Source organism: Pseudomonas sp. HP_12 (genome assembly GCF_055283955.1).
This window is the reverse complement of sequence record NZ_JBTOQG010000016.1, coordinates 61,471-73,910: the sequence shown is the minus strand read 5'-3', so window position 1 is coordinate 73,910 and position 12,440 is coordinate 61,471. Positions and strand designations below refer to the sequence as shown.

The following is a 12,440-nucleotide window of genomic DNA, read 5'->3' as shown; positions in this document are numbered from 1 at the left end:
GCAGCTCTTTAGGGATTTTGGGTAGCTCGCGTAACGCAGGTTTCTTTTTGGTTGGCATACATGCACCTCTTACTCATGTTATGCCCGAACACAAAATTTCTGACACCCCCGCGGCCATCGCCTACCCCCGCGCCAACAACCAGTCATCAATCATCCTCACCGCCCGCCCCACCTCAACCTGATCACTGCGAATATGCAGTTCCGGAAACGCGGGCGGTTCATACGCCGAATCCACGCCGGTAAACCCCGGAATCCCCCCAGCCCGGGCCCTGCGGTACAACCCCTTCGGATCCCGCGCTTCAGCCACCGCCAGGGGCACGTCCACAAACACCTCCACAAACCGCGCACTGCCAACAATCGAGCGGGCCAACTTCCGAGCCGAGCGGGTCGGCGAAATCAACGCCACCATCACCGTCAACCCCGCTTCAACCATCAACGCCGCGACTTCCGCCACCCGCCGCACATTTTCCTCACGATCCTCCGCAGAAAAACTCAAGTCGCGGCACAGACCGGTGCGCAGGGAGTCGCCGTCCATAATGCAGGTCGTCAACCCGCGTGCGCGCAGCACCGGGTTGAGGCTGTCGACGATGGTGGATTTGCCCGCCGCCGACAGGCCGGTCAACCAGATGACCCGGGGTCTGGCGACGCACGTGGGCGGAATGATCGGAGTGAACGGATACGGCACCAGGTTGTGGTTCTGCGTCAAGCCAGGGGTATGGCTGATCATGACAATGCTCCTCCTTGAGTCAGGGTCAGGCGTGGGCCTGATGAATGATGAAGTCCACGTTCATGACGTCGTAGATCGGTTTGAAATCGCCGTACGCATAGGGCGCGCGGAAGCCGGCCGCGCGCAGTTCGTCCTGCAGCTGGCGCGGACGAATCGGGCACACCCGCAGCCGATGCTGCGCCCCGTCGGCAAAGCGATAGACGAACTCGCACACCGACTCGTCCAGCTCGCCGAGGCTGACGCTGGCGGTGTCGCCGCAGTAGTAATAGCGCCCCGATGACCTGAAGCGGCCGGCGAGGATGGCTTCGAAATTGCGCTGATCGATCAGCAGGAGTCCACCGGGTTTGAGCATCTGCCGAAACCTTTTCAGCACGGCGATGCGAGCCTCGCGGTCGAACACGTGGCACAGCGAACTGCCGAGGCACAGCACCGCGTCGAACTTCCCCAGTACGCGGGCATCCAGCGCTTGCCAGTCGCAACGATGGACCGGCACGTCGACGCCCAGCCGATCGAAGTTGCGTCGGGCCCGCTGCACCATGGTCGGGCTCCCGTCAGAGGCGGTGACGTCGAAGCCGGCCTTGTGCAACTGCGCCGCATGAAAGCCGCTGCCCGTCGCGGCGTCCAGCACACGCCAGCCCCCCGTCCGGCGCAGCAGATCATAAAAGAACGACCCCTCGCCGGCCGCGCGTTTGTCCCAGTCGATCAATTCATCCCAGCGCTCGACGAAGTCCACGGCGTATTGCCCGGCATAGTCGTGATCGGCGACGGCCAGTCGGTCAGCAGGCGAAAGCGCGATGACCGGCGGCATGGGCGGCGACTCCTGTGTGATGACCGCTGTTGTGCTGAGCGCCCTCAGCATACGCCAGGTATTTGCTACCCAGTTCCTCCGCCCAGGCGGCGGCGTCGCAGACGCGCATCTGGGCCATGGCGAAATTCAGCTCACGCTGCATGACCTGCATCTGTGCCTCACCGAACACCGCCGTGCCGTCGGCGCGAATCAGTTGGATGCCGTCCAGCCGCTGCCCTGCTTCGTTGACCTTGATCGCCTCTTCCCGGGGTCACGCCGTACGGCAGGTCGAGCAGCACCTTGCCCATGCCGACCTTGACCGGATAACCGCCGGGCAACCCCTGGGGGCCTGGACCGTGGACCCGCACCTCATGCTCGGCGTGGAGATTTTTCAGCACCGTCACGGCCGACATGGCGGTGAGATATTGCCCGTCGACGCCGCCCAACCGGCTGAATTCCCGGGCAACGCAACCGAAAATAGCCTCCGCCGTGTGTTCGTCGGTGCGCTCTTCGCCATCAATCCAGTACGTCAGGTTGAAGCTGGCCTCGAGCCGTTGCGGCGGCAGGCCATGGCGGGGCACGCTGTGGCTGAAATAGTGGTGGCCAACGAGTTTGGCGCAGACCTGCGTTGGCAGGCAGCCGGACAGATGCGCTACGGCGCTGCGGGTGGCCGGAATCAGGTTGGCGATATTGCCGATGCCGATGTCCGGCGCCATGCCGACCTTGTAAAGAATCGGATTGACTGCATCGGGGAACGCCGCGTTGACCACCAGACTTTTCGGGCAGGACTGTTTGACGGCTCGCATCAGCGCGTAGGCTGGCGCCAGGTGCATCGGCAGCCAGGGCCCGAGTTGCGCCTGATCAAGAGCAGCAACGCGTTCGGCCGGCAGTTGCGTGATCACCCGCCAGGATTGCAGCGAGGCACAGTTGAGAATGATGTCCGGCCGGATCTGTAACAGCGTTTCCGCATTGCGGCTGATGCACGATTCGCGCAGGTCCATCTGATGGCTGTGAATCTGGATCGTGACGTTCTGTTGCAGCGCGGCCAGTCGGATCAAATTGCACATCCGCGTGGCCTTTTCGAGATCGCGACTGGCGACGTGGAATTCAAATTGATTGCGCGGGGCCAGGATCTGCAGGATTTGCAGGCACAGGTTTCCGCCGCCAACGATGAGCAGTTTTTTGCGGTGCATGGTGTTCTCCCTGAAAGACGTGAGGGACGTGAGGGACGGTGGTGTTCCCGATCACTAGCGCGGGTAAGCGCCGTTATCCACTGCGATGACTTTTCCGGTCAGGTGACGGCTCTGTTCGGACAGCAGAAACAGAATGACGTCGGCCACGCCGTCTGGCTGGATGGGCTCGTTGATGATTTCCTGTCGCTCGTACTCCCTGCGGCGGGGATCGGGAATACGATCATGGATCGAGGTGTCGCGAATCAGCCCCGGGGACACGGCGTTCACCCTGATCCGGGGAGCGAAGTTCCAGGCGTTGGATTTGGTCAGGCCGATCACGCCCGCCTTGGTCGCGCCGTACCACGCATCCATGCTCCCGACCTCCCCTGCCACCGATGTGATGTTGACGATGCTGCGCGAGTAGCCCGCCGTCAACTCCCGCCGCGCGAAGTCCTTGGACAGGCACCCCAGCGACTTGAGGTTGACCGCCCAGATCTCGTCCACTTCCGAGTCGCTGTAGTCGTAGACACTTTTGCCGTGATAGATCCCGGCGTTGTTGACCAGGGCATACAGCGCCCGGTGTTTGTGAAGGTCGTACAGGTTGCCGATAAACGACTGATAGACGTGCGCCTGGGAGAAATCCGCCAGGTGGGTTTCGAGTCGGTGCAGCGGCAGGCTTGCCTGAAGCGACTGCAGGCCCAGCCGGTCAATGTCCGCTGCGATGACGTAATAGCCGGCTTTGACGCAGGCTATGGTGGTGGCCTTGCCGATGCCATTGGCGGCACCCGTGATAACGATTTTTTTCATGGCTGTCCCTGCTCGGTGAACTGATTCATACGCTCGTAGAAAGGTCGATGCAGCTGGTAATACCTCATGAGGTGGGGATTGGCGTGCAGAGGACGCTCATCGAAATCAGCACTGCCGGGCATGATCCTGGTGCTGTTCTCGGCCTCCTTGTGCCAGCTGCGCCAGGCCTTCCATTGCTCGGGGCACGTTGCACTCCAGCTCAATGCCTCGGGCATGAAATCCAGTTGCAGGTGGTCGCAAAGCCTGCGCACGGTGCGCTCCGGGTGGCTGGCCAGGTCCTCGGCGTTGATCACACAGGGGGTGTGGCCGGTCAGCCGCCTGACCTCGCGGAAGATTTCGTACAGCGCTTGATGACCGATCGCGTGCGCCGGCATCTGCGGGAAGATGGCGTGATGGGACAGAATCGCCCGGGCCGGATCGCGAATGATGAAGACGTTCTGTTGCTCCGTTAGAAACTCGGCGTCGGCCTTCAACCGGTCGAGGCAGTGATAGGCCATGTCTTTATGAAAAACAGGGGCGCGCTGGCGGGTGTTACGCAACAGGGCCTTGATCGACTCGTAGTCACGGGGCATCCCGCAGTTGAGGTCCCCATGGGGAATGGCTGATTGTTCGTCGAACGCCATGTGCGAAAACGGCTCGTGGAAAACCTCGAAATCACCGCGCTCGATGAACACCCTTTCCAGCACCGTCGAGCGCGAGCGCGGATGGGCCCAGAGGCCAATCATGCGGTTCATGCCCAACCTTCCATGGGCGTCTGGTGAACCGCTGACCGACGCACGAAGCCTGGCGAATCAAAAGTGTCGGTGATGAAGCCGCGCAGGCGTTGCATGCCCAGGCGTACGTCATTGCCTGCGGTCAGGAACGCCGGATGACGCGCATATTCGTCCGGGGTCAGGCCATCCGCAAAGTACGCCTGGTTGAAATACGGAATGGCCAGGAGACGATCAAGGACTTTGCCGGGAATCCGCGTCCATTCCGTCGCCGGCGCGATGCTGCGCCCGGCCTGCTGGCGACGCACAAGATACTCGATGAGCCGAGGCGTCAGCGTGTACAGCGTGGTGTCAGCGCCCGTGCGCTGCAGGTGCCAACAATGCTCGCGCCCACGCGCATCGGTGTCGACCTTGATGCTGCACAGCAACAGTTGCACCGGTGTCTCGCGCCGGCGAATGAGCGCCTGCATCGCCTGATACACCGCCAGCTCCGCCCAGCGCGTGTCTCTGGGCCGGAGTTTGTTGCAGCAGTGACGCGCCTGCCGCGCAAATTCCGGTTCCGCACCCAGTCGGCCAATCATGAAGCTGACCACGTAACGCGCCCGCTCCGTGCTCACCCCGTTGGCGAGCGCCCGCTGACGCCCGGCGTGAACGGCCCTGAGGCAGGCATCCAGCTGGGAAACGGTAAAGCAGAATGTGTTGTTGATTGAGCAACCCCGCGCCACCAATTGTTCAATGGCGCGATAGCCCTGGGCGCTGCCCGGGATCTTGATCATGATGTTCGGCGCCAGCGCCGCCAGCTCAAGCCCGCGGACAACCAGCGCGTCCTGATTCATCCAGTGCCCGCCCTCGATTTGCGCGGACAGCCAGCCGTATCGGGCTCTTGAACGCTTGAACAGCGGCAGCAACGGTTGAGCGCTGTCGATGACCACCTGGTCGTAGAGCTGTCGCAGCCGAGCGTCTGCCGACATCGAAGGGGGCAGTGTGTGGAGAAAATCACGGTAATGAGCTGCATTGCTCATGACCGCCTGACTGATCAGCGTCGGGTTGGTGGTGGCCCCGCTGACGCCGGCATCCGAACTACCCGGTTCATCGGGCAATAATCCGGTAATAAAATTGTGCGTATCCGGATAAGCCCACAGCAACTTCTTCACGCAGCGTTTATATAGAGTCGGCGACGAATCAAACCAGACTTGCGCATCGGAGTTATGACGTTTTAAAAGGTGAACGAAGCCTGAAACATCCATGAAGATGCCCTTCCCTTTTCGATAGATTCACGAACGTCGAGGCCCCGGTTGCATATGGGCAATGCCAGCTTTTTCAAGCTGATAGTCAGGGATCTGAGCCGCCGAGGCATTAAGATGGATCCAAGCGGAAAACCTGTCAAACGGAATTCAACGGAATTTTAATGCCAAATCAGAATAAGGACCGGCGCTGTTTATTTCTAATATGAAGATGGAGGGATATTTGAAATTCTTCCACTATTTGAAGTAACTCAAACGAATGACATTAAAAATGAAGTACAGGAACATGTGCAAAATAGTATCGAGCGCAAATAAGCAAAATGAATATCGGGCGCCACAATCTCTGAATTAGTTAGTCATACCATTCAAATTAGTTAGGCATTCGGAAGGAGGAGTTAACGGGACGGGCAGGTTTCAAGCGCAAGCGGGTGAGGCTCCAGGCCCTGCTCGAATTGCACGTTCTCCTCGACGGCCGCCAGACGTTGGGTTATGAAAGCGCTGCGGCAGTGACTGCGCCGCGCCAGATCAAAAAAACAGACCAAGAGACCTGACCGTGAGCAAACCTTCCGATACCGAACGCTACAGCTACAAAGCCCGCTGGTTTCACTGGGTGATGGCGATCCTGATTGTGCTCGCCTACGCGCTGATCCTGAGCCGTACCCAACTGGCCCGTGGCAGTGACGCGCGAACCTTCGTCGTGCAAACGCATTTCTGGGTCGGCATCGTCGTGCTGGTCATGGCGTTTTTCCGCATCGCCGAGCGCCACCGCCATACGCCGCCGGGCATCACCCCGCCCCTGGAGGGCGTATTGCGTCTGGCGGCGACGTTGTCCCATTACGCGCTGTACGCTTTCCTGTTCGCGCAACCCCTGCTGGGTCTGTTCACCGTGCTGCTGGAACGCGGCGCTCTGCCCATCCCCCTGACCTCCCTGAGCATTCCGGCGCCGTTCGACATGTCCAAGGACACCGCCGAGACACTGGAGCATTACCACATCCTGCTGGGCACGATTTTTTACTACGTCATCGGCCTGCACGTGGTCGCGGCGATCTGGCACCACTTCGTGCGCAAGGACAACACTGTCAGACGCATGGTTTAAGCGCGACCTTTCCTTCGTCAGCGCCTCTCGCTTCAGCCCTTTGCGTGGGCCTCGTCGAGCAGCTGGCGAATGACTTGCTCCTGGGTGTCGTAGGCCCCTTCGCCAAAGTGGGTGTAGCGGATCTGCCCCCTGGCGTCGATGAGGTAATGCGCGGGCCAGTATTGATTGTCGAAAGCGCGCCAGATGGCGTAGTCGTTGTCGATGGCGATCGGGTAATTCAGGCCCAGCCTGGCGACATGCTTGCGCACGTTGTCGATGAGCCGTTCGTACGGGTATTCGGGCGTGTGCACGCCGATGACCACCAGGCCGTCCTTTTCGTACTTCTTTGCCCATTCGTTGACGTAAGGAACGCTGTGCTGGCAGTTGATGCAGTCGAAGGTCCAGAAGTCGACCAGCACCACTTTGCCGCGCAGGGATGCCTCACTCAGCGGCGGCGAGTTAAGCCACGTGGTAGCGCCGGACAACGAAGGCATCGCGCCCTGGCTGCTGAGGTCCGGAGCCGAGGCTGCCTTGACGCTGGTGACGAGGTAATCGATGGCTTCGGGGACGCCCCTGAGCAGGCCCTTTTCCACCGCTGCTGCGCCCTCGGATGAGGTGCCGGCAAGCAGTTGATTCTGCGAGCCCGTGGCGAGGGTCACGGCCACCAGCAACGCAGCGAAGCCAACGCCACGGCGCAGCCAGGCGGTCACCGGTAACGACAGTTTCAGCCGCGCGAGCAACCCGCGTCCGGCGAAGATCAGCACCCCCAACGACACCGCACTGCCTAGCCCGTACGCCAGCAGCAACAGGCTGGTCTGCGCACTGGGCCCTTGCAGCATGGCCCCGGTGAGGATGATCCCCAGAATGGGCCCGGCGCACGGCGCCCACAGCAGCCCGGTGGCAACGCCGATCAGCAATGCAGCAAGCGGCCCGGACAAGCGCCGCGTCGCCGGGTCGAGCCGATTGCCGAGCGCCACCAGCGGCAGCGTTAACCAGTGACCCACGCGTGCCGAAAGCAGCGACAGGGCAAACAGCATCAGGATCACCAGCGCGATATTGCGGCCGATACCGTTTGCCGCCACGACCCAGTCACTGCTGACCACGGCCAGGCTTGAGACCAGCGCAAACGTCAGCGTCAGCCCCAACAGGGTCATCAGCACCGACCCCGCCGTCCGATCGGCCCGGGCAAACAAAAAGGGTACGACCGGCAGGATGCAGGGGCTGAGCACCGTGACGATGCCGCCGAGAAAGGCGATCAGAAACATGGCCGGTCACCCTCATCGCTGACAAGCGTGGCGGACAGAAAGGCGGTGGTGAGGTTTTTCCAGTTCATGGCGGGCTCCGGGCACTGGGCGCGTTGGATGTAAGAGCGGCGGAGGCGTGTTGCCTCGGAGCCGCCATTCAACGTCCGGGAGGTGTCGCCGATGTGTCCGGGAAATCAATGAATGAATCAGCACGTATCTGCCGTGGAGCGGGATACACGGCGATACAGGCGGGCCGATTCAGCGGCCGTTCACCGAATCCACCTTGCCATCCACGGGGTCCGGCGGCACGGCGCCGTCCTGGCTGGTGTCGATGCTGACCACCACCGACATCCCCGGGCGCAGGCGGTCCACGTCATGCTGGTCGTCGTCGATGGTGATGCGCACCGGAATGCGCTGCGCGATCTTGACGAAGTTGCCGGTGGCGTTATCAGCAGGCAGCAAGCTGAACTCGGACCCCGCAGCCGGCGAGATGCGCTGCACCCGGCCGCGCATCTTCAGGTTTTCCAGCGCGTCGATGGTGAAGCTTACCGGCTGGCCCAGACGCACGTTGGCCATCTGGGTCTCCTTCATGTTGGCGATAATCCAGCGCGGGCGCGGCACCAGCGCCATCAACTGCGCGCCGGAATTGACGTACGCCCCCAGGCGCACCCCGATCTGCCCCAGCTGACCGTCCCGAGGCGCAGTGATGCGCGTGTTGGTCAGGTCAATGCGCGCCAGCTCGATGGCAGCTTCGGCATTCTTCACCGACGCTTCCAGCGAGCCGCGATTGACGATCACGGTTTGCAGGTCCTGACGGGAAATCTCCAGCGCCGCCTTGGCTTCGGCCAATGCTGCCTTTGCTTGTGTATCAGACGTGCGGGTCACGTCAAATTCGCTTTTCGACACCGAGCCATCGGTCACCAGTGCCTGACCGCGGCGAAGGTCGGCAGCGGCCTTGTCGCTCTGCGCCTGGGCATTCGCGATAGCGGCCTGACGTTGGGCAATGGTGGCCTCGGCGCTGCGCCGCTGTTGCAGATTATTGGCCAGCGCGGCCTGCTGAACGCCCAACTGAGCAATGCCCTGATCCAGGTGCTGCTGATAAATCCGGTCGTCGATGCGCACCAGCAGATCGCCCTGCTTGACCCACTGGAAATCCTGCACCGGCACTTCATAGACGTAGCCGCTCAGTTGCGGGCCGATGATCGTGGTCTGCCCGCGAATCAGGGCATTCTCGGTGCTTTCGATCGGGCTGCTGAACGGAGGCAGCTGCCACGCGTACAGCACGACCAGCACACCCGCCAGGGCAATGCCGCCGAACAGAATCGCCGACACCAGGCGTATGCGCGCCGAACGCGGTTGCGTGGTGGCCGGCATGACCGCCGGCGCGGGCGCTGCGGAAGTCGCCTGTGACGGGGCAGCATTGGACGCCGCATTGCCAGAAGAGCCGCCTGAAGTGCTGTTTGGAGGGGTGCCAGAAGGTTTGCCAGGTTCTGTCATGAAGGTTGAGCGCCAGAAGGTGTTAAGGGAGATGCCGCAGGTGTGGCCGGCGTAAACGGCGCGACCGGCTCGGTGGTGATCCACAGCCAGGTGGCGCGGCTGGTGATCCAGATCATGGTCAGCACCGCGATGACTGCGATCAGCATAAAGACGTCGTTGTAGGCCAGGGTATTGGCCTCGCGGGTGGCGGCGGTTGCCAGCGAGCGAATGCCCAGGCTGGTACGCGCGGCCGGGTCGGCGATGGCCGAAATATACGCACCGCTCGCGCTTTGAAGGCGCGATTGCACCTGAGCGTCGATCAGCGTGACGTGCTCGACGATGTGCGCCGAGTGGAATTTCTCGCGCCAGACCTGAAAGGTGCCCAGCAGCGCCGAGCCGATCAGGCTGCCGACGTTCTGGGTAATCCCGAACATCACCGAAAAACTGACCATGTTGCGCGGGTTACTGATCACCCCGCTGATGCCCAGCACCAAGGTCGGACCGAGGAAGAAGGTGCCGCCGAACGCCAGCAAAAACTGGCTGAAATACATCTGCGGTTCACGGGTCAGGCTGGTGGAGAAGCTGTCCATGCTCGAACCGATCGCCATCAGCGCCAGGGAAATGATCAGCGGCTTGAACAGGTGTTGCGGATCAATCGTCAGCGCGCTGACCGCAAGGCCGGCGACGCTGCCCAACAGCATGAACAGGTACAGCGTGTGCAGCTGCTCGGTGCCCTGATTCATCCCCTGAAGAAAACCGACCGCGCCGGTGGATTGCTCCGACAGCACGATCCGCGTCAGCAGCACGCCGAAGGCGAAGCGGATCATCCGGCCACTGCCCAGCCAGCGGGTGATCAACAACGGTCGGGTGCGATTGTGCTCGATACACAGCCCGGCAAGGATCAGCACGATGGATGACGCCAGGGCGATGCCGATCCAGGGCTCTTCAAGCCACCATTCAATCCGCCCCAGCGACAACGCCGCACAGAGCGCAGCGAAGCCTGAAGCGAGCAAGGCGAAGGTCAGGAAGTCGAGTTTCTCGAAGGCTTTGAAGCGGTCGCCTGGGGGCAGTTTCAGAATCAGCACGCAACCCAGGGACAGCAGGCACATGCCCAGTTCGAACAGGTAAAGCCCGCGCCACTCGGCAATCTGCAGCAGGTCTTCGGAAACCAGTCGCGCCAGCGGTGTTGCCAGCTGCGCGGTGCCGAGGCCCAGCACCAGGGCTTTCATTCGCCACTTCTGCGGGAAGGCCTGAATCATGTAGTACAGGCCCAGCGAACTCAGTGCCGCGCCGACCATGCCGTGGGCAGCGCGAACGGCAATGGCCGATTCGATGTCGTTGACGAACAAGTGCGCGAAGGTGACCAGCGCGTACAGCACCAGAAATACTTCGGTGAACGCGCGCAGACCAAACTGCTGGCGAAACTTCACCAGCAGCAGGTTCATCGACACATTGGTCATGACATACGCGGCGGGCAGCCAGGCGATCTCGGCCTGGGTGGCGCCCAGCGAGCCTTGCAGGTATTGAAGGTTGGCGACCACCAGCGCGTTGCCCAGCCCGCCGGTCAATGCCACGATCACCCCGACGATGGCATAGGCCCAGCGCTTGGGCGTCGCGTGCAAGGGCGTCGACGGCGAGCCCGGCAACGTCGGTCGCTCGTGGGGGGCCCAGTCGTGGGGTCTGTACTTGTCGTTCATTGAGCGGACCTGATGAATGCCGTGCCGAGCCACTGAAAAGCGATAGGGCCAGCCGCTATGAAAGCGGCCGCCTGTGAAGGCTAGCTGATCATGCTCAGCTAATCATTCTCAGCTCCCGCGCCTGCTCCAGTGTGACATCCACCGCATGAATGCTCGCCTGCCGGTGCTTGAGCATGCCGCCGCTGCGGCCGTTGAACACCGCGTTGATCTCGGCAAGGATCGACAACGCCACGCTGTGGGGCGCATCGCCGCCCAGGTCCAGCCCGACCGGGTAATGCAGGCTGGCCTGAGCAGCGGCTTCACGGGCCTGATCCGGCAGCTCGTCGAGCAAACGTTCGGTGCGGCTGCGTGGTCCGAGCTGGCCAATGTAGCGCGGCGCCGATTGCAGCACCTGCCCCAGCCAGTGGCGGTCCTGGCTCAGGCTGTGGGTCATCACCACCACGGCAGCGTCGGCGACCATCGCGTGGAGTTCGGGCATTGGCTGCAGCGGCGCCGACAGCACCTGATCGGCCTCCGGAAAACGCTGGGGACGGGCGAAATGCGAGCGCGCATCGATCACCGTGATGTGCCAGCCCTGCAGCCGCGCCATGCTGACCAAGGGCATCGCGTCATGCCCGGCGCCAAAGATCACCAGCCGGCGCGGCGCGGCGATGTACTCCAACAGCACCTCAACGGCGCCGTCCGCGCTGTCGTAGGTACGGGTGGCGGAGCGGCGGGCAGCGAGCACCGTTCGCAGGTCCTCGGCCACCGCCGTCGCCAGCCAGCGCTCACGCATGTCGATTTGCACCTGCCCGGATGAACGAATCGCCACCCGCTCGCCCAGCGCCGTGTGCCGTTCGCTTTGTGTGCCGATCACCGTCGCCAGCGCAGCGCCAACACCGCTGGCCTTGACCTCGCGCAACACGTCCGCCACCAGACTTGCCGCCTGGGGATCTATTCGTTCGAAGAGGATGTGCACCGTGCCGTTGCAACCTAGGCCAAAGCTGAGCTCGGCGTCTTCGAGTTCGTCATCGTCCTCGCCGGTGCTGTACGTGCGCAGGGACGGCTTGCCATTGGCGGTCAGCCACCAGGCCTTTTTGCTGACGTCGCTTTCGAGGCAGCCGCCGCTGACGGTGCCGGTCGCCTCGCCCATCGGGGCGATAACCATCCGCGCACCCGGGCGTCGGTACGCCGAACCCTCGACCTTGACCACCGTGGCGATCACCACTTCCTGCTGCCCGGTCTGCGCTTCATCTAGCGCCCCCAGCAGACTGGATAGATCATTCATGCGCGTCCCCAAAAACCGGTTCATTCATCTGGCGTGATTCATTTGTTACCTGACACATACCCTGAAAAGCCACTGCCATCTGTGACGCAAGTGCTGTTGTGCAGACTGTGAGTCGCCGCGCAGGTTCAGCTATTGCCCGCAAAACACGTGTTGTGCGCAGTGCACTTGCAGCGAATGGCCAGCAGGTTACCGCAGACGGCGCGCGGATTGGCCATCGGTCACCGACTGCGCGAA

At 62.2% G+C, this 12,440-nt stretch carries 12 protein-coding genes; 1 reads left to right on the top strand and 11 read right to left on the bottom strand.

Features of this window, described 5'->3' with window-relative positions; genetic code table 11:
* Positions 1–121: 121 nt before the first annotated feature.
* The 7 genes from cysC to ACYASU_RS13515 are packed head-to-tail and all read right to left on the bottom strand — an operon-like array spanning position 122 to position 5,357.
* A complete protein-coding gene (gene cysC, locus ACYASU_RS13545; protein WP_463583077.1) occupies positions 122–724 on the bottom strand; it encodes an adenylyl-sulfate kinase in 603 nt (200 codons plus the stop codon).
* A gap of 28 nt (positions 725–752) precedes the next feature.
* Positions 753–1,535 (bottom strand): class I SAM-dependent methyltransferase, encoded by a 783-nt coding sequence (locus tag ACYASU_RS13540; protein ID WP_463583075.1) that lies wholly within the window; start codon positions 1,533–1,535, stop codon positions 753–755.
* Positions 1,504–1,677 (bottom strand): hypothetical protein, encoded by a 174-nt coding sequence (locus ACYASU_RS13535; protein WP_463583074.1) that lies wholly within the window; start codon positions 1,675–1,677, stop codon positions 1,504–1,506. Before ACYASU_RS13535 ends, ACYASU_RS13540 begins: the two co-directional genes overlap by 32 nt.
* A gap of 16 nt (positions 1,678–1,693) precedes the next feature.
* Positions 1,694–2,707, bottom strand: coding sequence for a hypothetical protein (locus tag ACYASU_RS13530; protein WP_463583073.1), 1,014 nt, complete (start codon positions 2,705–2,707; stop codon positions 1,694–1,696).
* A gap of 54 nt (positions 2,708–2,761) precedes the next feature.
* Complete coding sequence (locus ACYASU_RS13525) at positions 2,762–3,493, bottom strand: SDR family NAD(P)-dependent oxidoreductase (protein WP_463583072.1); 732 nt, start codon at positions 3,491–3,493, stop codon at positions 2,762–2,764.
* On the bottom strand, positions 3,490–4,227 hold the full coding sequence (locus ACYASU_RS13520; RefSeq protein ID WP_463583071.1) for a sulfotransferase-like domain-containing protein: 738 nt from the start codon (positions 4,225–4,227) through the stop codon (positions 3,490–3,492). The genes ACYASU_RS13525 and ACYASU_RS13520 overlap by 4 nt, the downstream gene beginning before the upstream one ends.
* Positions 4,224–5,357 (bottom strand): transaldolase family protein, encoded by a 1,134-nt coding sequence (locus tag ACYASU_RS13515; RefSeq protein ID WP_463583070.1) that lies wholly within the window; start codon positions 5,355–5,357, stop codon positions 4,224–4,226. The genes ACYASU_RS13520 and ACYASU_RS13515 overlap by 4 nt, the downstream gene beginning before the upstream one ends.
* 643 nt (positions 5,358–6,000) lie before the next feature.
* On the opposite strand from ACYASU_RS13515, the gene ACYASU_RS13510 reads away from it, so the two are divergent.
* Positions 6,001–6,543: a cytochrome b gene (locus ACYASU_RS13510; RefSeq protein ID WP_463583069.1), complete on the top strand. Its 543-nt coding sequence runs from the start codon at positions 6,001–6,003 to the stop codon at positions 6,541–6,543.
* A 32-nt stretch (positions 6,544–6,575) separates the two neighbouring features.
* Here ACYASU_RS13510 and ACYASU_RS13505 read toward each other — a convergent pair whose 3' ends face one another.
* From ACYASU_RS13505 to ACYASU_RS13490, 4 genes are all read right to left on the bottom strand, one after another.
* Positions 6,576–7,787 carry a cytochrome c biogenesis protein DipZ gene (locus tag ACYASU_RS13505; RefSeq protein WP_463583068.1) on the bottom strand — a complete coding sequence of 404 codons (1,212 nt, stop codon included), beginning with the start codon at positions 7,785–7,787 and terminating at the stop codon, positions 6,576–6,578.
* Positions 7,788–8,024: 237 nt separating this feature from the next.
* Positions 8,025–9,140, bottom strand: coding sequence for an HlyD family secretion protein (locus ACYASU_RS13500; RefSeq protein WP_463583067.1), 1,116 nt, complete (start codon positions 9,138–9,140; stop codon positions 8,025–8,027).
* A 119-nt stretch (positions 9,141–9,259) separates the two neighbouring features.
* Positions 9,260–10,939, bottom strand: a complete 1,680-nt coding sequence (locus ACYASU_RS13495) for an MFS transporter (RefSeq protein WP_192174088.1) — start codon at positions 10,937–10,939, stop codon at positions 9,260–9,262.
* Between the two features lie 94 nt (positions 10,940–11,033).
* Positions 11,034–12,206, bottom strand: coding sequence for an XdhC family protein (locus tag ACYASU_RS13490; RefSeq protein WP_463583066.1), 1,173 nt, complete (start codon positions 12,204–12,206; stop codon positions 11,034–11,036).
* Positions 12,207–12,440 lie beyond the last annotated feature (234 nt).

Excerpts from the sequence above, each read along its gene's own strand:
- ACYASU_RS13530 (WP_463583073.1), bottom strand. The coding sequence starts at position 2,707 with ATGCACCGCAAAAAACTGCTCATCGTTGGCGGCGGAAACCTGTGCCTG.
- ACYASU_RS13540 (WP_463583075.1), bottom strand. The coding sequence starts at position 1,535 with ATGCCGCCGGTCATCGCGCTTTCGCCTGCTGACCGACTGGCCGTCGCC.
- ACYASU_RS13500 (WP_463583067.1), bottom strand. The coding sequence starts at position 9,140 with ATGCCGGCCACCACGCAACCGCGTTCGGCGCGCATACGCCTGGTGTCG.
- ACYASU_RS13520 (WP_463583071.1), bottom strand. The coding sequence starts at position 4,227 with ATGAACCGCATGATTGGCCTCTGGGCCCATCCGCGCTCGCGCTCGACG.
- ACYASU_RS13490 (WP_463583066.1), bottom strand. The coding sequence starts at position 12,206 with ATGAATGATCTATCCAGTCTGCTGGGGGCGCTAGATGAAGCGCAGACC.
- ACYASU_RS13495 (WP_192174088.1), bottom strand. The coding sequence starts at position 10,939 with ATGAACGACAAGTACAGACCCCACGACTGGGCCCCCCACGAGCGACCG.
- ACYASU_RS13505 (WP_463583068.1), bottom strand. The coding sequence starts at position 7,787 with ATGTTTCTGATCGCCTTTCTCGGCGGCATCGTCACGGTGCTCAGCCCC.
- ACYASU_RS13525 (WP_463583072.1), bottom strand. The coding sequence starts at position 3,493 with ATGAAAAAAATCGTTATCACGGGTGCCGCCAATGGCATCGGCAAGGCC.
- ACYASU_RS13535 (WP_463583074.1), bottom strand. The coding sequence starts at position 1,677 with ATGCAGCGTGAGCTGAATTTCGCCATGGCCCAGATGCGCGTCTGCGAC.